Here is a 19,906-nt window from a genome sequence, read left to right on the forward strand (position 1 = left end):
CACATATTTAGGTACACATAACAGACTGTGAGAGAAGCATGGTTGACTTTTTGTCTAGTAAAAGTTGTATTTATTATTCCACAAAGAAAAAAATAATGGTAATTAAAGTAAATTATCTTGTCTAAAATTCGGCTTATAGCCATAAATAAGGGATAATGTATTCTGAATAGAAGAAAATGTCCGTATATAGTGGATGTGTAGGATAGGGGGTAAACGGCACTAGTTGTACTTTTTGGAAAATAGTCAAAAGTGGCATAAATCTTGCAATTATATATTATCATAATTGCTCTAAAACAATTCTAGGACACTCTAGAACAATTTAACGTTACAAGAGGCTATATATGCAGATTGGTATTAGCTAAGGAGGACGAACAATGAGAGCAGTTCCTGTATATCAGGCAGAAGGTATGGTTCTCTGTCATGATATTACTGAAATTATTCCAGGAAAACGTAAAGGCAAAGCATTCAGGAAGGGCCATGTAATCTGTAAGGAAGATATTCCGCGACTGCTGGATATTGGCAAAGAAAATATTTATGTCTGGGAAGTAAACGCCCAGACAATTCATGAAAATGATGCGGCAACCAGATTTGCTAAGGCCGTAGCCGGGCCTGGTCTATCCTTGGATGAGGCCTCAGAGGGCAAGGTTGAAATTAGAGCCAATACTCTTGGCTTGCTAAAAGTAAATGCCGAAGCAGTGGATAAAATCAACAGTATTGACCAAGTGGCTGCAGCTACCTTGCACACTAATCAGATGGTGAATGCGGGGAAGAAGGTTACAGGCTGTAAAATTATCCCGTTGGTAATTAATGCGGAGAAACTTCAACAAATTGAGCAGATTGGTATTGACTACTACCCAGTTGTGGAGGTTAAACCTTTAAAGGCATGCAAAGTGGGAGTGGTCACTACTGGCAGTGAAGTATATCATGGTCGGATAAAGGATTGTTTCGGTCCGGTATTGACAGATAAATTTGAACATTTAGGCAGTTCTGTTTTGCGGCAAGTGTTTGTACCAGACGATATTTCTATGATTGCAGAGGCCATTCAAAGTTTGCGTGCCGCAGGTGCTGATATGATTGTGACTACCGGCGGCATGTCTGTCGATCCGGATGATGTAACACCTTCTGGTATCAGGGAGGCAGGCGGTGAGATTGTTATTTATGGAGCACCTACTCTGCCTGGTGCAATGTTTATGCTGGCTTATTTAGGAACCGTTCCGGTTCTTGGATTGCCTGGCTGTGTAATGTATCATAAAAGCACGATATTTGATTTAGTGGTCCCTCGCATACTGGCGGGAGAAGTACTGACCAGGAAAGATATAACAAGGTTTGGCTATGGTGGGTTATGTCTTGTATGCGAAGAATGCCGGTATCCTGAATGTGGCTTTGGCAAAAGTAACTAATAAGCTGCGCAGTAAGGTTATGCGTATTTCGGGGATGAAGAAATCTCCTGAAATATAGATTATTGAATAATAAGGGAGACGAGAGAGCAGATGCAAAAGAAAATTCTGATTATCAATGGTTTGCCCAGAACGCTAATTGTTGATCTGGAAGCTACTTTGGCTAGTGTACTCCGGGAACAACTGCTGTTGACTGGTTGTAAGATTGGCTGTAATCAAGGGCAATGCGGTACTTGTTCAATTATCATGGATGGCCGGGTAATACGGTCTTGCGTCACGAAGATGAAAAAGGTTCCTGATGAAGCCAATATTACAACCATTGAAGGATTGGCTACACCTACTAACCTTCATCCGCTGCAAGTTGCCTGGATGGCTTATGGCTGCGCTCAATGCGGTTTCTGCAGTCCGGGATTTATTTTGTCAGCGAAAGTATTGCTTGATGAGAATCCCAACCCCACAAGAGAAGATATTCGCGCATGGTTCCAAAAACACCGCAATGCCTGCCGTTGCACAGGTTACAAACCTTTAGTTGATGCTGTTATGGCAGCTGCTAGTATTCTTCGCGGGGAAATGCGTAAAGAAGAACTGATTTTCAAACCTGTCGGCAACAAAATTTACGGCACAACCTATATTCGTCCGTCTGCCTTGCAGAAAGTTACCGGAACTTGGGATTTTGGCGCCGATGTTTCGCTGCAAATGCCTACAGGAACTTTGCGGTTAGCTCTTGTTCAAGCAGAAGTATCCCATGCTAATATTAAAGGCATTGACTACTCAGAAGCTGAGAAAATGCCTGGTGTATATAAAGTAGTTACCCATAAAGACGTTAAAGGCAAAAACCGGATTTCCGGTCTGATCACTTTCCCGACTAATAAAGGTGATGGCTGGGATCGCCCCATTCTTTGCGATGAGAAAGTATTCCAGTTTGGCGACGCTATTGCCATAGTTGCCGCAGATACGGAAGAACATGCCAAAGCTGCAGCTAAAGCAGTAAAGGTTGATCTTGAAGTATTGCCGGCATACATGAGTGCTCCTGCTGCAATGGCTCCTGATGCTATTGAAATCCATCCCGGAACTCCTAATATTTACTTTGAAACTGGTGTGGTAAAAGGCGAAGACACTAAACCAATTATGGATCGCGGAGATATTGTTACTGCAGAAGTCGAAACCTACTGCAGCCGTCAACCGCATCTTCCGCTTGAGCCTGACTGCGGAAACGCATACATGGATGAAGAAGGCCGTCTGACTATTCATTCTAAGAGTATTGCATTACACTTGCACCATGCCATGATTGTCGCCGGTATTGGTATTGAACCGGAAAAATGCCGTCTTGTAGCCAACCCGACAGGTGCTACTTTTGGTTACAAATTTAGTCCAACTAATGAAGCTTTGCTGGGCGTTGCCTGTCTTGCCTGCGATGGTAAGCCTGTTTCCCTTGTCTTCAACATGTTCCAGCAAATTACCTATACAGGCAAGCGTTCACCTGCACTTGTTAAAACAAAACTGGCTGCTGATAAAACAGGTAAAATTTTGGCAATGGAAACCAACTGGTGGCTGGATCATGGCCCGTACAGCGAATTCGGTGACCTGAACTGCATACGTCAGGGTCAGTTTACCGGTGCTGGTTATGATATTCCGAGTATTCGCGGCAAAGGCAAGTGCGTGTGCACCAACCATGGCTGGGGATCTGCTTTCCGCGCTTACGGCTCGCCTAAAGCCTTCTTATCATCAGAAATCTGCATTGATGAGCTGGCCGAAAAACTTGGCATGGATCCATTGGAATTGCGCTATAAGAATGTATATCGCCCTGGTGCTACCACACCGACCGGCCAGGTACCGGAAGTATTCTGTTTCCCGGACATGCTTGACAAACTTCGCCCCCATTGGGAAGAAGCCAAGAAACGTTGTAAAGAACTTTCAACCCCTGAAAAGAAACGCGGCGTAGGCTTGGCACTCGGAATATATGGCTGCGGTCTGGATGGTGCGGACAGTTCGCATGCTTGGACAGAACTTAACCCGGACGGTACAATAACTGTCGGTAACTCCTGGCAGGATCATGGTCAAGGTGCTGACCTTGCAACTTTGACACATTCACATGAAACTTTCCGTCAGATGGGGATTACCCCTGATCAAATTAAGCTTGTCATGAATGATATGGCTTTCACACCAGCCAGCGGTCCATCCGGCGGCAGCCGTCAAAACGTTATGACTGGTAACGCCACGAGGGTTGCCAGTGAAATGCTGGTCAATGCTATGCGTAAACCTGACGGCACATTCCGGACTTATGACGAAATGGTAGCTGAAAAAATTCCTCTCCACTATGATGGTTCCTGGACGGCATCCATGTGCAGTGACTGCGATCTTGAGACCATGCAAGGCAACCCGTTCGCCATTTACATGTATGCAGTCTTTATGCCTGAAGTTGAAGTCGATATGAAGACTGGTAAAGCGACTGTAGTCCGGTTTGTAACTGTTCAGGATATCGGAACACTTACTAATAAAACAACCTGCGACGGACAAGTCTACGGCGGTTTGGCTCAAGGTATTGGTCTTGCTCTTACTGAAGACTTTGAAGACCTCAAAAAGCATACCAGTCTTGTTGGCTGCGGTCTTCCGTTTATTAAGGATATTCCGGATGATATGGAAATCATCTACAATATTTCCCCACGTGAGAACGGACCATATGGTGCTGCTGGCGTAGGTGAAGGGCCGCTGACGGCTCCACATCCGGCTATTCTTAACGCCATTTATAATGCCTGCGGTGTACGCATTTACTCAGTACCTGCACTGCCAGAAAAAATCAAAGCAGGCCTGGACGCATTAGCTGCTAAAAAGTAAGTCATTAGCGGTAACTAAGCGAATAAAGAAAATGTAGAATTCTAAAACTAGACTGGAAAGCGTCATGCTTTCCGGTCGTTTTAGGATTTCTATACCAGGAAGAGGGTGTTTCAAATGGATCAAATGGATCAAAAATTATTGCGTGAACGGGAATCAAAATGTATTCAGGAAAATCCACCAGGTTGTACTGCCGGGTGTCCAATTCATGTTGATGCTCGGGGTATGGCTAAAGCTGTACAGAAAGAAGATTACGCGACAGGATTTGCCTTATTTAACAGAATGGTCCCTTTTCCCGGAATTATTAGCAGAATTTGTGATCAACCCTGTCGGCAAACCTGTAAGCGTAATGAAATTGATGAATCTATTTTTATCAAGGGTCTAGAACAAATTTGTGTTGATAACAACAATACTGCTCCCAAGTTACTATTACCGAAAGCTAAAAGCCAGAAGGTAGCTATTGTTGGTGCCGGGTTGAGTGGCTTGACCGCAGCATTGGAGCTTAGTCGCAAAGGGTACAAAGTGACTGTTTTTGAAGCTACAGATCGTTTGGGAGGAAGTATCTGGGATATCGCGGAAAACAAGCTGCCACGACAGTTGATTCATAATGATTTTGAGATTATCGCCAAATTTCCTATAGAGATTCGCTATAATACACCTATTAGTGACTTAGACAGTTTGAGCGCGGAGTATGATGCGATCTATCTAGCTACAGGTTTTCAACTGACTGACAATTCAGACTTAGGTCTGGAGTTAGCGTCAGATGGCAAAATCAAGGTTGATTTGATATCGTTAGCAACAAGCAACAACAAGGTGTTCACCGGTGGCAGTCTTCGCCGTGAATACGGACATCCATCGCCGATTGCTTCAATAGCTGATGGTAAAACCGTCGCGATTTCGATTGACCGGCTGTTTCAAAATGCGTCCCTTACTGCTAATAGAGAGAAAGAGGGACCTTATGAGACTGCGCTCTATACCAATATAAAAGGGATAAAACCTGAAGCCATGGTAATTGCTGGCGATTCTGCCGGCGGTTACAGTAAAACGGAAGCTGTTCAGGAAGCTAATCGTTGTTTGTTATGCGAGTGCCAGGAGTGCGTAAAAGCCTGCGAATATCTTGCACATTATCGGGGGTACCCCAAACGGTATGCACGCGAGGTATACAATAATTTGTCCATTGTTATGGGCATCCACCATGCTAACAATATGATTAACTCTTGTAGTTTATGTGGTCTGTGTGAACAGATTTGTCCGGGAAATTTGGATATGGGAGAAATCTGCCATGAAGCAAGAAAAATAATGGTAAGTAAGGGAAAAATGCCTCCGTCGACCCACGACTTTGCTTTAAGGGATATGCAATTTAGCAATAGCGAAGCATGTGCTCTGACTAGAAATCAGCCTGGCACTTCATCAAGTGAGTGGGTATTTTATCCCGGTTGCCAGTTAGCAGCCTCATCACCGCACTATGTGCAGCAGATGTACAGCTTTTTATGTGAAAAGCTGGGCGGCGGTGTTGGGCTACTATTAGGTTGTTGTGGAGCACCAGCCAGTTGGGCAGGACAGGAAGCAGTGTTTCAGGAGACAAGGAATAATCTGGAAAGCAACTGGCGTAGTTTGGGAAGTCCCAAGATTATTACGGCTTGTCCTACCTGTTTGAGCCTATTTAAACATGATTCACCTGACATGCCGGTGGAAAACTTATGGACATTGCTGGAACGTATCGGTCTGCCAGAAGGCAGCAGCCAGTTAGCCAAGACACAGCAAAAATTGGCGATACATGACAGCTGCACCACAAGGCATGATGCTGAGATTCAGACCAGTGTAAGAAACCTTTTGGGTAGACTGGGATATCAAATTGAAGAGTTGCCTTTAAGCCGTGAAACTACAGTATGTTGCGGTTATGGAGGTTTAATGCTTTATGCCAACCAGGAGATTGCGCATAAAGTTATAGATAGACGAATTAATGAAAGTGAATTAGACTATCTTGCGTACTGTAGCATGTGCCGGGATAATTTTTCCAGTCAGGGAAAACGTACATATCATCTCCTTGATTTGATTTTGGGTGGTGGTCAGGAAAATCTGGCTGCGCAAGCAGGGCCTGGTTATTCAAAACGTCAGGAAAACCGCGCTAAATTGAAACAAACATTATTAAGAGAAGTTTGGGGTGAAGAGGTGGCACAGCCGCAAGCTGAGGTCAAGGTCACTATTCCTGCAGATGTATTGCAACTGATGGAGGATAGGCGGATTCTTGTCGATGATGTTACTAACGTTATTGCCCAGGCGGAAAGTTCTGGCAATAAACTCAAGGATGCCAGGAGCGGCCGTTATATAGCATATTTTAAGCCAGCCAGCGTGACCTATTGGGTAGAGTACTTGCCGCAAGCGGATGGATTTGTCGTTCAAAATGCTTATTGTCACAGAATAGAAATTGAAGGATAGTGGAGGAAACATGAGCAAACAGATAGAAGAACAACCATTAGATATTGTTTGTGTTACCTGTGGCATTAAGCTGACACTAGGAAAGGTAGAGTTGTCGTATCTTGGCAGCAACTTTCCAGTTGAGCTATATAGATGTTCGCAGTGTGGCTTAGTTTATATTCCTGAGGAATTAGCTAATGGCAAAATGAAAAAGGTGGAAGCAGCGTTGGAGGATAAATGATGCTTCACCAACATCCGGGTGGTCTGACATTAACCAAGCAGGTTGCTAAGTACTGTTCATTTATGCCTGGCGCAAAAGTGCTTGATGTTGGTTGCGGCACCGGAGTAACTATGGAGTATCTGCAGGATGCTTGTGGGTTACAGGCAGTAGGAGTCGATGTATCTGAGGATAGGCTGGAGCAAGGGCGGAAGCGCTCGCCATATTTGCAGTTTATTCAGGCAGCAGGTGAAAGCCTGCCATTTGCCGATTCCTCATTTGACGGCGTGATAACTGAATGTAGTCTGTCGGTTATGCAAGATGCAGGTACAGTTTTAACTGAAATTAGCCGTGTTCTTGTGCCAGGGGGAAAGCTGGCGATAACAGATGTTTATTTACCGATTTCCGATAGCTCGGCTGGTTATCTGAATAGAAACCAACTAGAAAAAATGCTGGAGAACTCCGGCTTTACTATCGTTATTTGGGAAGACCAGTCTGCATTTTTGCGGGAGTTTATTGCCTGCTATATTATGGAATACGGAACAGTGGAAGAAATGTGGCAATGTATATCCATTCCCAAGACCAAGTCGGGATATTTTTTACTAGTGGCTGAAAAAAGGCAAATGGAAGGATGAAATACTTTGGACGAAAAAACATGTCCTCACTGTAATAGTGAACTAACGAATGATGCTCCCTTATATCAATGTTGTAGGTGCTTTACCTATTATTGCAAAAATTGTGAAGATAGCAATGCGGGCCGGAAATGTCCTAAATGCAATATGGGACCGCGCTTGATCGTTCCAAGGGGAAAATAAGAAGGTGTGGTGGCACGAATAATGACAGAAGAAACGGAGCTTTTAGATAAAATTGAGGCAGACGAAGTTATTGTCGAAGTTATTGATAAAAACACAGGCAAAATGTTTAGACGAAACCTGCCGGTGAGATATTTTGAAACCACTAATGGCGTAGTCTTGTCGGGAGAAACCCTTGACGGCAAGCCAGCAGAAATCAACTTTTTATCTGATGCCGCCTTAGCTAAAATCAATGATTTGTTTGGGAAAGGCCCTGAGCATTCCCCGTGTGATAACAAGGAGGAGCAGGGATGAGTTTTGCTAAATTGCTGTCAGCGCTGAATTGGAATAGTGCCGGAGTAATAGATACCTTAACTGTGATAGATTGTAACCCCAAGCAGGCTAGCCTGCTTGGGCAAATGATTATTATTCAATCAGATGGCAAATCAGAAACAAAAGTGGAGGGACAACTTGAGTCGTTTGTGATGGATAAAATATTGGATATAGTGCGGACAACGAGTTGGACTAAGCCAGTAATTATTTTAGTTGAAGATCAGCAGAAAAATACATACCGGCTATTTTGGGATAGAATTGTCCAAAAGTTGCGTGCTATCGTGTTTGGCGGCGGCCATATTAGCCAGCCGTTGGTCCAAATACTGTCATTAATAGATTTTGCTGTGACGGTTATTGATGACCGTCCAGAATTTGCCAATACAGCCAGATTTCCTGGCGCTCACCAGGTAGTCTGCAATAATTTTCAGCTAGCCATGAAAAACCTTACAATAGACAATGGTACGGCTGTCATTATTGTTACCCGCGGACACCGCTATGATTTGGATTGCCTGCGTGCTACTATGGGAAGCAATGCCCGGTATCTGGGAATGATTGGCAGTAGAAAACGTATTAGAGAGATTGTTAATCTGGTGCAGGAAGAAGGAGCGCCAATAGATATTGAAAAGCGGCTTCATGCGCCTATTGGTCTTGATATTAAAGCAGAAACGCCTGCTGAAATAGCACTTAGTATTGCGGCAGAAGTGGTGACCGCTTTTCGTGGTGGGTCCGGCTGCCCACTGAGCGGGCATAAGGAGGCGTTCTAATGGATCGGGCTTTATTAGAATATATCTGCGAATGTCAGAGTAAAGGAGAAAAGGCAGCCTTAGTCACCATTGTGGAAACCCGTGGCTCAACTCCCCGTAAGGCAGGCAGTAAAATGCTGATTTTACCTGATGGCAGATCTTCTGGTACCATTGGCGGTGGCTGTGGGGAAGCAGATGTTAGGCGTCAGGCGTTAATAGCACTAGATAATCAGCAATCCCAGATGTATACAGTAAGAATGTTAAATGATGTGGCTGCCGATGAAGGGATGGTCTGTGGGGGAATCATGGAAGTGTTTATTCAGATCATATAAGCTATGATGAGGCGAAAGGATGGGCTGGAAACATGACAGACAGATTTTTAAAGTTGCTTGAGCTATCACAAGCGGGTTTTTACTGTAGCCAAATCTTACTTATTATTGGGCTGGAAGCCCAGGGAAAAGAAAATCCTGATTTAGTGCGGGCTATGTCAGGACTTGTTGGCGGTCTGGGGTTCAGTGGCAGGACTTGTGGTGCTTTGACTGGCGGGGCCTGTCTGATCGGTTTATATGCCGGTAAGGGATCAATCGAAGAAATCGAAGACAGTCGTGTCAATGATATGATAAGAGAGTTTGCGGAATGGTTTGAGCAGGAAGCAAGTTCCCAATATAGCGGCAGTACCTGTGATATCATCTTAGAGAAGAACCCGCAAAACCGGGTATCACGCTGCCCGGACCTCGTGTTAAAGACGCTTGATAAAGTTGAGGCAATCCTAGAAGCCAATGGCTATGACCTCTCAGGTCGGCTCGAAATATAGGCCTCCTATATATTATTTCGCGCATAAAAGAAGATTATAGATACAGTCAGGTGGTGTCTTGCCAACATACCACCTGTTTAACATGTTGTATCTAAGAAATGTTGGGAGGATGCATGAAAAAGCTATACCAAAACTTAGTTAGGCTGCTCTCATCTGGTGAAAATGTTGTTTTGGCTACCATCTTTCATAGCGCTGGGTCAGCTCCGCGTTCCGCCGGAGCCAAAATGATTGTTTGTGCAGATGGCTCCATTATTGGTACAGTTGGCGGCGGGCGGGTAGAAGCCGATACAATTGAATTAGCAAAAGAAGTGTTGGCAAACCACCAATCGGTAATACTGCCTTTTGATTTGACAGGTGCAGATGCAGCTGGGTTGGGCATGATCTGCGGCGGTAAAGGTGAAATCCTGCTGGATTATCTGGATGCGGCCAATAGTGATAATCGTCTGATTTATGAAGCCATCCTCGCCACAATGGATAAGGCGCAAAAGGCCTGGCTAATGACAGAATTAAGCAGTCAATCGGTGGCTGGTCGAACAAGACAGCAATGCCTTGTTATGCAGGATGGTACTATTATCGGTAACTTCCACTGTGAGCCGGAGTTTATGGAAAAAATGTCTTCAGGTCCGGCCAAAATTTCTATCCATGCTGATGCGAAAGAGAACCGAATTTTTATTGTTGATCCTATCCGTACGATTAGTACAGTATATCTATTTGGGGCTGGTCATGTTTCTCAGCAGATTGCTAAACTGACAGAAATGGTAGGCTTTGTAACCGTAGTTATTGATGATCGACCGGCTTTTGCCAATAGGGAACGGTTTCCTCTGTCGGAAATTATGGTTGTAGATAATTTTGAGTGTATGGCAAAATTGCCTATCGACCAAGATAGCTATCTAGTCATTGTAACGCGCGGACATCTTCATGACAGAACGGTGTTAGAACAAGCGCTAGAAACTGAGGCAGGCTATATTGGGATGATTGGCAGTAAAAAGAAACGGGATCATTTATATAAAATATTACAAGAGCAAGGCGTTAGTGCAGCCAAGCTCCAGCAAGTCTATTCACCAATTGGCATAGACATTTATGCTGAAACTCCGGAAGAAATCGCGGTAAGCATTGTCGCCGAATTGATAAAGGCCAGGGTGGAGCGGGAAAAATGTATAGCTCAGGGATAATCGGATTAATTGTTGTTGCAGGCTATTCTTCCCGTATGGGGACATTCAAGCCATTGATGCCTTTAGGGGAAAAAAAAGTAATTGAAACAGCAGTAGACAGTTTGCGCCTTGGTGGGGTAAAGGATATCCGGGTGATAGTTGGACATCGGGCGGCCGAATTATATCCGGTATTAGAACGTTTGCCTGTCAGCATTATCGAAAACCCCAATTATGCGTCAGGTATGTTTTCTTCTATAGTTACTGGTGTTAGCGCTTTGGACGCAGAAGCGAAGGCCTTCATGCTGCTGCCTGGCGATACCCCGCTGATAAGAAGCAGCAGTATTAAGGAACTGATGAAAAAATACCGTCAGACAGGCGCAGCCGTGGTATATCCGACTTTTAACGGTCAGCGCGGTCATCCACCGGTGATTAGTAACAAGTGTTTTGCCAGTATTCTTAGCGGAGATGGCGCTGGTGGGCTTCGCCATATTTTAGAACAGTTTGCTGCCGACAGTGTGGTCGTGCCAGTCGCTGATCAGGGTATACTGATGGATATGGATACCCTGGATGACTATCAGCAACTCGTCAAGTTTTATGCCAAACGGAATATACCGACATATGACGAATGTCTGGCCTTATTAGATAAGTATCAGACTGGCGATAAGGTATTGCGTCATGGGCAGACTGTTGCTGCGGTCGCGCAGCAGTTGGTGGATTTGCTTACTGGCGCTGGTTTAACGCTTAATAGTGAATTGGTGGTCGCCGGGGGATTGTTGCATGATCTTGCAAAAGGTAAACCTAATCATCCCCTGCGGGGAGGACGTTTGGTTACCAGTAATGGTTTTTCAGCCTTAGCTGGTATTGTAGCTGCACATATGGACTTAGAATTGACGGCAGAGCAGGCAATTGATGAAGCAGCGGTGCTGTTTCTTGCTGACAAGTTAGTACAAGGTAACAGGCGGGTATCTCTAAATGAGCGATTTAGTTTGCCATTGGCAAAGTTCTCCGGAGATCCTGAAATACTAGCGGCGGTTTTGCGTCGACAGCAGACGGCAAAAATTATCAGAGACCGGATAACAGGCCTGGTGGGAATAGGCAGTTTGGAGAAACTAGTATTACAATAGGGGGCGAATCTGTAATGCAGGTATATGTAAATAATGCAGCGACTTCCTGGCCCAAAGCACCGCAAGTGGGCGAAATGGTGGCTTCTTATGTTAGCGGCGTGCCACATCATGCCGGACGTTCTGGTTTTTCCGGGCCGGACATTGCCGGCGAATGCCGTAAATTACTGGCTAATTTGCTGCAGGTAAAAGATGCCACCCGAATTGTTCTGGGAGCAAATGCTACCTATGCCTTAAATATTGCTTTGCACGGTATTCACTGGCAGCCGGGGGCCGCGGTGGTAACTACGGCTGCCGAACATAATTCCGTACTACGCCCCTTGCACTATCTGGCAAAAAATAAGGGGATAGCTGTTCATATACTTCCCGTGGATAAGCAAGGGCGGGTTAATCCGGAGGAATGGGAAACTGCAGTAGTAAAATATAAACCGCAAGTGGCTGTTTTTACGCATGCTTCTAATGTTACTGGCGCGGTAAATGACGCGGCTTTGCTTGGCAGGCTGGCTAAACAGGCAGGCGCAGTTACGCTTTTGGATGCGTCACAAAGCCTGGGAATTGTGCCAGTTCTACCAGAAGTTTGGGGAATTGATTTAGTAGCGTTTACTGGCCATAAGTATTTGTTAGGCCCGTCCGGCACAGGCGGCTTATATATAGCTCCGGAAGTTGATCTGGAACCTGTATGGGTAGGTGGAACAGGAGTCCAGAGTGATCTTGACGAGATGCCGGTAACTATGCCCATCCGTTTCGAAGCCGGTACACCCAATGACCCTGCAATTGCCGGACTATCAACAGCTCTAAAGTGGAGTGTCGGCCATGTTCTTAACGTCAGTGCACTGCAAAGTAAGACCGAGCGGTTGGCTACCGGACTAATGACAGCCGGAGCGGATGTCATTAATGTCGAGCCGCCCCGAACACCGGTTATTTCTTTTACGCTAAAGGACTGGACGGTAGAAGACGCTGGCGAAGTGCTGCAAAAAAGTTTTGAGATCATCTGCCGCACAGGTCTCCACTGTGCGCCGCTGATTCATACTTATTTGGGTACAGCTCCTGCCGGCACGATACGGCTGAGCTTATCACAGTTTACTACTGAGGAGGACATTGATTACTGTCTTAAGGCAATCAATGCACTGACACATGAAACAGTATGAATGTAAGAGAGTCGAAAATTGTTTTAGCAGTGCCAATATTTACGAGTATCGGCTGCCCATAAAAGCCAAGGAAGAGTTTATTGAATGTTTTGCGCCGCTTGGTGTCATCAAATATCATAAGAACTTTCCACGGCCTTGTTTTCATGCCACGCTAACAGATGGTGCAACAGTCAAAGGGATTATTGCAGACTCGGTGATTAAGGTTAGCTTTCCCGATAGCAATCCGCAGGAATGCAAAGCTAACTTTGAAATATTTTTAGAAGATTTGCTTAAACAGCAGACTGCTGGCAGGGAGAGATAGTATACTGATGGATGACATTGAAAAAAAAGAAGAAATTGTACTTTCTACAACGCAAAGTGTTTGCCCCGAATGCTTGGCGCGGATTCCGGCAACCCGGGTAGCAAAGGGCAATCAGGTGTTTTTACGGAAGCATTGTCCAGAGCATGGCGAGTATCAAGTTTGTATTTGGGAGGGAGAGCCTAGCTATTTAGGCTGGGCTAATGCTCAAATACCAACTTCGCCAGAAGTGTGCGCAACCGAAGTCAGCCAGGGTTGTCCGTTTGACTGCGGTTTATGTCCGGAGCATCGTCAGCAGACTTGTTGTGTGCTGCTGGAAGTGACAAATCAATGTAACTTACACTGTCCTGTCTGTTTTGCCGCCACTTCGCCGGCGGCTAAGGAAGAGCCAGGACTTGACGTTATTGAGGGGTGGTACCGGATGCTCATGAACAGCGGCGGTCCCTATAATATTCAGTTATCAGGCGGTGAGCCGACTGTACGTGATGATTTACCAGAAATCATTGCCTTGGGGAAAAAGTTAGGCTTGGTTTTTTTTCAGGTTAATACCAATGGCTTGCGGCTGGCAACTGATGAACAGTATGTTAGCAGGCTGAAAGCGGCAGGTCTAAATTGTGTTTTTCTGCAATTTGATGGAATGAGCGACGATGTCTACCTCAAACTCCGTGGGAAAGCATTACTTGATATCAAGAAAAAGGCCATTGAGGTTTGTACCGCGCATGAAATTGGGGTTGTGCTTGTGCCTACTTTGGTGCCAGGCGTAAATGACAGTCAAATTGGCGATATCCTGAACTTTGCCATAAGCAAGATGCCTGCTGTACGGGGCGTCCACTTTCAGCCAGTAAGCTATTTTGGCAGATATCCGGAAGACCCAAAAGATACTGACAGGATTACTCTTCCCCAAGTTTTGCGTGAAATTGAGAAACAGACAGCTGGACAAATGAAAATAGCGCATTTTAGACCGCCAGGTGGTGAACATTACCATTGTTCTTTTCATGGTAACTTTGTCCTAATGCCCGGAGGACATGTAAAGCCTTTGGTACAAGAAAATACGAGTGCTTGCTGCTGTCAAAGTGAACCTATAACCGATGGGGCAAAACGTGCCAGAAAGTTTGTTGCCAGGCAATGGTCGTCAGCTCACTCAGAAGCCAATATTCAGCGTAAAGAGCAACCCGGACCGCAAGCCGGTATGGGCAATGTAGCCAGCCTTGATGAATTTTTGGAACGGGTAAGTACCTATAAGCTGGCGGTATCAGGAATGGCGTTTCAGGATGCCTGGACTTTGGATTTAGACCGGTTAAAACAGTGTTTTATTCATGTGGTGGGACCTGATAATAAATTGATTCCCTTTTGTGCCTATAATCTTACTAACCGGCAGGGGCAGGCTTTGTATCGGAGGGGACAATGACAGCTGGAGTGGAGATAACACCGTTAGATGCATTGGTAGCGGGGAAAATAGGAGCAGCAGGCGGGCTGTTGACCCAGGAACAACTCTCTAGCTATCAGCTAGCCCGGCTAAAGGAAACAATAATAAAGGCGCAGAGTCTAAGTCCTTTTTACCGGCAGCGTCTGGCCAAGCAAAAAGTAGCTTCCTTTACACGCCTGGAAGACCTTGCAGACTATCCCTTTACCACAGCGGCTGATGTGACTGAGCATGCTATTGAGATGGTATGTGGTTCCCAAAGCCAAATCAACCGGGTGGTGACGCTTGCTACCTCAGGTACTACCGGGAATCCTAAGCGGGTTTATTTCAGTAAGTTTGATCAGCAATTGACAATTGATTATTTTGGTTGTGGTATGTCTACCTTAGTGGGGCCTGGTGACAAAACGCTGATTTTGCTGCCTGGCGAGCGTCCCGGTAGTGTAGGTGATCTGTTACTAAAAGGATTGCTTGGTATTGGGGTATTGCCTATTGCTTATGGTCTGGTGCAAAATCCTGCAGATGCTGTCCGGAAAATGTGTCAAGAACAGGCAACAAGTCTTGTTGGTATTCCGGTACAAGTTCTGGCAATGGCCCGTTATTGGGAAAAATGGGGCAAAAGCAGCTGGGCGCCAAGATGTGGCTTATTAAGTACTGATTATGTACCTGCTGCCGTCGTGAACGAACTAAGGCGCATCTGGAATTGTGAAATATACGATCATTATGGCATGACCGAAATGGGCTTAGGTGGCGGCATGGAATGCAGTGCCCATACGGGACATCATTTACGGGAAGCTGATTTATACTTCGAAATTATTGACCCTGATTCTACCCGCGTGCTTCCAGACGGAGAGTATGGCGAGGTCGTATTTACCACTCTGACAAGGCAGGGCATGCCGCTGATTCGCTACCGCACAGGGGATATTTCGCGATTTATTTCTGAGCTATGTCCCTGCGGCAGTATATTGCGGTGTTTAGAACGCATTCGCTACCGAAAGGATGGCAGGGTAAACTTGGGGCAAGCCGGTATGATTACCATGGCTGATTTTGATGAAGTACTGTTGCCTTTGCCTGAGGTTATCAATTTTACAGCTACCGTTTTCACCGGCCAACCTAGTAAGGTAAAGCTTGTTGTAGAGGTATTATCTCCGGAGAGAATACTGGATGAAGCGGTTGTGTTACAGGCTGTTAGACAATTACCGGTTATCCAGCAAGCTGAACAAGAACGAAGTATTGTGCTTGAAGCAGCAATTGCTTGTGATTTGTCACTACCTCCTGGTAAGCGGAGTATTAGCATAGTTGGACCAAGGGAGGATGCGTGAGTGCAGGAACGACGGATTTATCTGCTTCGCCATGGTAAGATAGTCATGGAAAAGCAGGAGCGCTGCTATATTGGTCATATTGATATTCCCTTAGCTGCTGAGGGGGTGCGTCAGGCCCAACTGTTGCAAGCGGAGTTCGCCAGACAAGAGCTTACGGCAGTCTTTTGCAGTGATCTGATACGTTCGGTTGATACAGCCAGAATTATTACAGAGCAATTACATATAAAGCTGACAAGTAAGCGCGAACTGCGGGAAATTAGCATGGGTGACTGGGAGGGGAAAACCTTCCGGGAAATTGCAGCGGCCTATCCCGCAGAGTACGCCAAACGGGGGAACAATATTGCCAATTATCGTATTCCCGGAGCTGAGAGTTTTGCCGAATGCCAGTCAAGGATTCTTGCTGCATTCACAGAGATCGTGAATACTACCCAAGGAAATATTCTTATTGTTGGACACGCCGGAAGCAATAGACTACTGTTGTGTCATCTTCTTGGAATGCCTCTGGAAAATCTTTTTCGCATCACACAAGACTATGGCTGTACAAATATATTGGCAGGCGATAGTGGTAACTACCGTGTTAAACTGTTGAATGGTCTTCCAGGCACCCGGATGTATTCAGCTAACTAAAATCCAGCCGGGTTCTTTTTTTTTGCGTTTTTTTTATCAGTCCTGTGTTTTTTCTAATATTTTCAAAAGTTATTCAAAAAATTGGAGTTCATAATACAACTATAGCCTCTAGGCTAAATGAAAAGCAAAGGATGGGTAAAAAATGAATAAGAAGAGAATGTGGTTATTAGCAATCAGTGTGGCAACAATGGTTACTGCAACTGGATTTGTGATGGCTGCTACTACTGCCGATAAGCAGGATAATTCAACAGGCAAATTGCAACAGACTCAATCTGAAAAAGGCAATTTTCCTAAAAGATGTGGGATGAAAGGCTTTCATGAGGATAAGCAAGCCTTACTGGAGTTCCTGAAAGTCGATGCTCAAACCTTTGAGGCCAATATAAAAGATGGTAAAACATTAGCGACCATTGCCAAAGAACAAGGGATATCAGAGCAGGAACTCACAGATTTTATGGTTAAACAACTATCTGTACATATAGATAAGGGAGTAAAAGAAGGTAGGCTGTCTGATGCTAAGGCAACGCAAATGAGAGCTGATATTGCTCAACGGGCAGCAGATATGATTCATGGCAAAGCTCCGATGCATGGATTTGGACCTATGGGTCACAGTCCGTTCCATAATGAAAAATTATTAAGTCTACTTAACATAGACAAAGAGACTCTGAAAACGGAGAGAGCATCTGGAAAATCTTTACTGACGATTGCCAAAGAACATGATGTTTCCGAACAAGAACTTACGGCTTTCATGACCCAACAAATGACTGAACGGATCGATGAGGATGTAAAAGCAGGTCGTATCCAGGAGAATCAGGCAGTGCAAATGAAAGCCAATATGGAGAAGCATATAACAGACATTATTAATGGCAGAGCTCCTATGCATGGGCATGGGGCTATGCATAATCCATTCCATAATGAAAAATTATTAAGTCTGCTTAACATGGATGAAGAAACTCTGAAAACAGAGATGAAATCAGGGAAATCTTTACTGAAAATTGCTGAAGAGCGTGGTGTTAGCGAACAGAGTCTTAAAGATTTGATGCTGGAAGATATGGCGCAACACATTGATCAAGATGTAAAAGAAGGCAGAATTCCAGCAGATAAAGCCGAGCAAATAAAAGCTGCTATGGCAAATCGCGTCAGTGATATGATCAACGGCAAAGTTCCTATGAAAGATCATCCACGAAATGACCAACAATAGCTGTTCAACAAAAGGAAGCTTCCGCTAGGTAATTTAGCTGGAAGCTTCTTTATAACTTACTACTCACCTATGCGACAAGGGAGGTATAACGTTGCAGAAGCTGCTGAAATTTAGACGAAGAAATAAAAGGGAATAAACCTTTTTCATGGAATACTATAAAAAACATTCTTGGGAGGGACTCTTGTGGTGCTAAAAGATAAATTAGGTAAGTCTTTTGTTTATACCACTGAATTAGGCGGTATAAATGGTACTAATATTGAAGAAAGTATTACCAAGGTCAAGGAGTATTCCGGTTTGGACGCTCTCAATATTCATGATTGCCCCAATGCGAGACTACGCATGAATTCCGTAATGGCAGCAGCGGTTATTTCCAGGGCGACAGGTATGGAAACCATTCCCCATTTTACCTGTCGGGATCGTAGTTTGCTGGGAACGCAGGCTGATTTGCTGGGAGCTCATGCGCTAGGTATTCGTTACCTATTGCCAACAACCGGTGATGGTCCACAGCATGGCCCATATCAGTCAACGGCAGTCTATGATTATAATTCAGCAAGCTTAATTGAGTTAATTAAAGGCTTTAATCAGGGAAAAGATGCGAATGGTGAAGTGTTCCAAGGGCAAACCCAATTTACTGTTGCCGCCACGGCCACGCCAGGAGCCGTAAACCTGGATGCGGAAATGGCTAATATGTTGAAAAAATCGAACGCTGGTGCGGACTTTTTCCAAACGCAGCCTGTGTATGATGCTGAACAAACACTGCGGTTTTTAGCTAAAGCTAAAGCTCTCGGAAAACCCATATTATTAGGGCTTATGCCTTTGAAAAGCCTTAAAATGGCTGAATTTGTCAACAAGAATGTGGCCGGGATAACCATACCTCCCAATATACTTGCCGAAATGCAGCAGGGAAAAACCGGTTTTGAAGTAGCCTGTGAGTTTATCAGTCAGATTTATCAGCAAATAGATGGACTACACATAATGGGGATGGGTGATGTGGCAGTAACGAATAAATTGATTGCTTTTACCAGGGAGCTGCAAAGCCAGCGGTAAAACTAAAAGGCAATGAGCGCCAACCAATAAGGGGGCGCTCATTGTATTTATTGATGGTGAGAATTACCAGATTAAAAGGCAACCGCAATGTGATATAATGGGACCGTATCCTGTTACCATAATATCAGATAGAAAGGATGAATGTAAACTAATCATGAAAAACAAATTTCTTGCAGTTGCAGTACTTATGATGGCTTTGCTGCTTACAGCAGGCTGTGGCGGCGGTAACGATTCTAATCTGACGCGTCAGGCTAATCTATCACCCGAAGCGGTAATCCAGCATTTCTTTGAGGCTGCCAAAAGCAGTCGCATGAAGGAGGCTGCGTTATATGTGTCGCCAACATCGATGGGGGATACACAGACAGTACTAAAGTTTGTGACTGGGCAGAGCAGCGCTACTATAAAAAACGCTAATTTACTTTCCGTCAAGATTGTGGCGCAGCAGGGTAATTATGCTGCAGCCCTGGCAACTATGCAAACAGAACAAAATTCACTTAGTCTTATACTTAAACCAGTAGGGCTTGAGAAAATCAATGGGGAATGGTACATTGTTGACTATGATCAGATTTTCCGTGAATCTAAGTATCAGATATTAGCTCAGTTACTTACAGGTATTTAAGAGATACTCTTTAATTGATACTATTGTAGGAGTGAAGCGCTCTTCCCGGAGCGCTTCACATAAGTACATATTGACAAGAGGAATGCCGTGTGGTTAAATATATTTATAGTAAAGTTTAGTTTCCAATATAATATTGTAAACTGATGATAGGGAGATTAAATCAGTTACGCGCTTACAGAGAGCCAGGAGTGCTGGGAACTTGGCAGAAATGCGGACTGAACAAATGGACCCTTGAGGGTGGAGTGAAAAGTTTTTGGACTGACTAGCTTTGAACGTGTGCTCACGTTACCGAGCCAAGAATGTGATGGCATTCTTATGAGGCGGTCAAACACAATGTTTGACAACCAAGGTGGTACCGCAGGTTAGACATCTGTCCTTGTAAAAAAGGACAGGTGTTTTTTTATTTGTCC

Annotated in this window: 19 protein-coding genes; all 19 read left to right on the forward strand. The window is 44.8% G+C overall.

All coding sequences use genetic code 11. The annotated features are described in order from the left end of the window. Positions 1–374: 374 nt before the first annotated feature. On the forward strand, positions 375–1,400 hold the full coding sequence (locus SALPA_RS23265) for a molybdopterin-binding protein (RefSeq protein WP_145099640.1): 1,026 nt from the start codon (positions 375–377) through the stop codon (positions 1,398–1,400). 90 nt (positions 1,401–1,490) lie between these two features. Next, positions 1,491–4,232: a molybdopterin-dependent aldehyde oxidoreductase gene (locus SALPA_RS23270; protein WP_145099643.1), complete on the forward strand. Its 2,742-nt coding sequence runs from the start codon at positions 1,491–1,493 to the stop codon at positions 4,230–4,232. Between the two features lie 114 nt (positions 4,233–4,346). Beyond that, complete coding sequence (locus SALPA_RS23275; protein ID WP_255451317.1) at positions 4,347–6,668, forward strand: pyridine nucleotide-disulfide oxidoreductase/dicluster-binding protein; 2,322 nt, start codon at positions 4,347–4,349, stop codon at positions 6,666–6,668. 10 nt (positions 6,669–6,678) lie between these two features. Next, positions 6,679–6,888: a DVU_1557 family redox protein gene (locus tag SALPA_RS23280; RefSeq protein WP_145099645.1), complete on the forward strand. Its 210-nt coding sequence runs from the start codon at positions 6,679–6,681 to the stop codon at positions 6,886–6,888. After that, the gene (trsM, locus tag SALPA_RS23285; RefSeq protein ID WP_145099648.1) at positions 6,885–7,499 is read left to right on the forward strand and encodes a DVU_1556 family methyltransferase; all 615 of its coding nucleotides are present in this window, start codon (positions 6,885–6,887) and stop codon (positions 7,497–7,499) included. The genes SALPA_RS23280 and trsM overlap by 4 nt, the downstream gene beginning before the upstream one ends. A gap of 201 nt (positions 7,500–7,700) precedes the next feature. After that, positions 7,701–7,970, forward strand: a complete 270-nt coding sequence (locus SALPA_RS23290) for a hypothetical protein (protein WP_145099651.1) — start codon at positions 7,701–7,703, stop codon at positions 7,968–7,970. Further along, positions 7,967–8,752 (forward strand): XdhC family protein, encoded by a 786-nt coding sequence (locus SALPA_RS23295; RefSeq protein ID WP_145099654.1) that lies wholly within the window; start codon positions 7,967–7,969, stop codon positions 8,750–8,752. Before SALPA_RS23290 ends, SALPA_RS23295 begins: the two co-directional genes overlap by 4 nt. Beyond that, on the forward strand, positions 8,752–9,063 hold the full coding sequence (locus SALPA_RS23300; protein WP_145099658.1) for an XdhC family protein: 312 nt from the start codon (positions 8,752–8,754) through the stop codon (positions 9,061–9,063). The genes SALPA_RS23295 and SALPA_RS23300 overlap by 1 nt, the downstream gene beginning before the upstream one ends. A gap of 32 nt (positions 9,064–9,095) precedes the next feature. Beyond that, positions 9,096–9,545: a DVU_1555 family C-GCAxxG-C-C protein gene (locus tag SALPA_RS23305; protein ID WP_145099661.1), complete on the forward strand. Its 450-nt coding sequence runs from the start codon at positions 9,096–9,098 to the stop codon at positions 9,543–9,545. Between the two features lie 113 nt (positions 9,546–9,658). Continuing rightward, positions 9,659–10,717, forward strand: coding sequence for an XdhC family aldehyde oxidoreductase maturation factor (locus tag SALPA_RS23310; RefSeq protein ID WP_145099664.1), 1,059 nt, complete (start codon positions 9,659–9,661; stop codon positions 10,715–10,717). Further along, positions 10,699–11,820, forward strand: a complete 1,122-nt coding sequence (locus SALPA_RS23315) for a DVU_1551 family NTP transferase (RefSeq protein ID WP_145099666.1) — start codon at positions 10,699–10,701, stop codon at positions 11,818–11,820. The genes SALPA_RS23310 and SALPA_RS23315 overlap by 19 nt, the downstream gene beginning before the upstream one ends. A gap of 14 nt (positions 11,821–11,834) precedes the next feature. After that, a complete protein-coding gene (locus SALPA_RS23320) occupies positions 11,835–12,965 on the forward strand; it encodes an aminotransferase class V-fold PLP-dependent enzyme (protein WP_145099669.1) in 1,131 nt (376 codons plus the stop codon). After that, positions 12,952–13,266 (forward strand): hypothetical protein, encoded by a 315-nt coding sequence (locus SALPA_RS23325; RefSeq protein WP_145099672.1) that lies wholly within the window; start codon positions 12,952–12,954, stop codon positions 13,264–13,266. Before SALPA_RS23320 ends, SALPA_RS23325 begins: the two co-directional genes overlap by 14 nt. Before the next feature lie 7 nt (positions 13,267–13,273). Beyond that, the gene (gene trsS / locus SALPA_RS23330) at positions 13,274–14,671 is read left to right on the forward strand and encodes a radical SAM (seleno)protein TrsS (RefSeq protein WP_145099674.1); all 1,398 of its coding nucleotides are present in this window, start codon (positions 13,274–13,276) and stop codon (positions 14,669–14,671) included. Next, the gene (locus SALPA_RS23335; RefSeq protein ID WP_145099676.1) at positions 14,668–16,005 is read left to right on the forward strand and encodes a DVU_1553 family AMP-dependent CoA ligase; all 1,338 of its coding nucleotides are present in this window, start codon (positions 14,668–14,670) and stop codon (positions 16,003–16,005) included. Before trsS ends, SALPA_RS23335 begins: the two co-directional genes overlap by 4 nt. Further along, positions 16,006–16,632, forward strand: a complete 627-nt coding sequence (gene cobC / locus SALPA_RS23340; RefSeq protein ID WP_145099679.1) for an alpha-ribazole phosphatase — start codon at positions 16,006–16,008, stop codon at positions 16,630–16,632. It abuts the gene before it with no gap. A gap of 142 nt (positions 16,633–16,774) precedes the next feature. Next, the gene (locus SALPA_RS23345; protein WP_145099682.1) at positions 16,775–17,830 is read left to right on the forward strand and encodes a LysM peptidoglycan-binding domain-containing protein; all 1,056 of its coding nucleotides are present in this window, start codon (positions 16,775–16,777) and stop codon (positions 17,828–17,830) included. A 183-nt stretch (positions 17,831–18,013) separates the two neighbouring features. After that, positions 18,014–18,877: a methylenetetrahydrofolate reductase gene (locus SALPA_RS23350; RefSeq protein WP_145099684.1), complete on the forward strand. Its 864-nt coding sequence runs from the start codon at positions 18,014–18,016 to the stop codon at positions 18,875–18,877. A 154-nt stretch (positions 18,878–19,031) separates the two neighbouring features. Continuing rightward, positions 19,032–19,496, forward strand: a complete 465-nt coding sequence (locus tag SALPA_RS23355) for a DUF4878 domain-containing protein (RefSeq protein ID WP_255451318.1) — start codon at positions 19,032–19,034, stop codon at positions 19,494–19,496. Positions 19,497–19,906: the final 410 nt, after the last annotated feature.

Origin of the sequence: Sporomusa sp. KB1, from assembly GCF_007830295.1 — a bacterium.
GTDB lineage: Bacteria > Bacillota > Negativicutes > Sporomusales > Sporomusaceae > Sporomusa.

Excerpts from the sequence above, each read along its gene's own strand:
- trsM (WP_145099648.1), top strand. The coding sequence starts at position 6,885 with ATGATGCTTCACCAACATCCGGGTGGTCTGACATTAACCAAGCAGGTT.
- SALPA_RS23280 (WP_145099645.1), top strand. The coding sequence starts at position 6,679 with ATGAGCAAACAGATAGAAGAACAACCATTAGATATTGTTTGTGTTACC.
- SALPA_RS23310 (WP_145099664.1), top strand. The coding sequence starts at position 9,659 with ATGAAAAAGCTATACCAAAACTTAGTTAGGCTGCTCTCATCTGGTGAA.
- SALPA_RS23275 (WP_255451317.1), top strand. The coding sequence starts at position 4,347 with ATGGATCAAATGGATCAAAAATTATTGCGTGAACGGGAATCAAAATGT.
- SALPA_RS23305 (WP_145099661.1), top strand. The coding sequence starts at position 9,096 with ATGACAGACAGATTTTTAAAGTTGCTTGAGCTATCACAAGCGGGTTTT.
- trsS (WP_145099674.1), top strand. The coding sequence starts at position 13,274 with ATGGATGACATTGAAAAAAAAGAAGAAATTGTACTTTCTACAACGCAA.
- SALPA_RS23290 (WP_145099651.1), top strand. The coding sequence starts at position 7,701 with ATGACAGAAGAAACGGAGCTTTTAGATAAAATTGAGGCAGACGAAGTT.
- SALPA_RS23265 (WP_145099640.1), top strand. The coding sequence starts at position 375 with ATGAGAGCAGTTCCTGTATATCAGGCAGAAGGTATGGTTCTCTGTCAT.
- SALPA_RS23295 (WP_145099654.1), top strand. The coding sequence starts at position 7,967 with ATGAGTTTTGCTAAATTGCTGTCAGCGCTGAATTGGAATAGTGCCGGA.
- SALPA_RS23345 (WP_145099682.1), top strand. The coding sequence starts at position 16,775 with ATGAATAAGAAGAGAATGTGGTTATTAGCAATCAGTGTGGCAACAATG.
- SALPA_RS23315 (WP_145099666.1), top strand. The coding sequence starts at position 10,699 with ATGTATAGCTCAGGGATAATCGGATTAATTGTTGTTGCAGGCTATTCT.
- SALPA_RS23320 (WP_145099669.1), top strand. The coding sequence starts at position 11,835 with ATGCAGGTATATGTAAATAATGCAGCGACTTCCTGGCCCAAAGCACCG.
- SALPA_RS23335 (WP_145099676.1), top strand. The coding sequence starts at position 14,668 with ATGACAGCTGGAGTGGAGATAACACCGTTAGATGCATTGGTAGCGGGG.
- SALPA_RS23300 (WP_145099658.1), top strand. The coding sequence starts at position 8,752 with ATGGATCGGGCTTTATTAGAATATATCTGCGAATGTCAGAGTAAAGGA.
- SALPA_RS23325 (WP_145099672.1), top strand. The coding sequence starts at position 12,952 with ATGAAACAGTATGAATGTAAGAGAGTCGAAAATTGTTTTAGCAGTGCC.
- SALPA_RS23355 (WP_255451318.1), top strand. The coding sequence starts at position 19,032 with ATGAAAAACAAATTTCTTGCAGTTGCAGTACTTATGATGGCTTTGCTG.
- SALPA_RS23270 (WP_145099643.1), top strand. The coding sequence starts at position 1,491 with ATGCAAAAGAAAATTCTGATTATCAATGGTTTGCCCAGAACGCTAATT.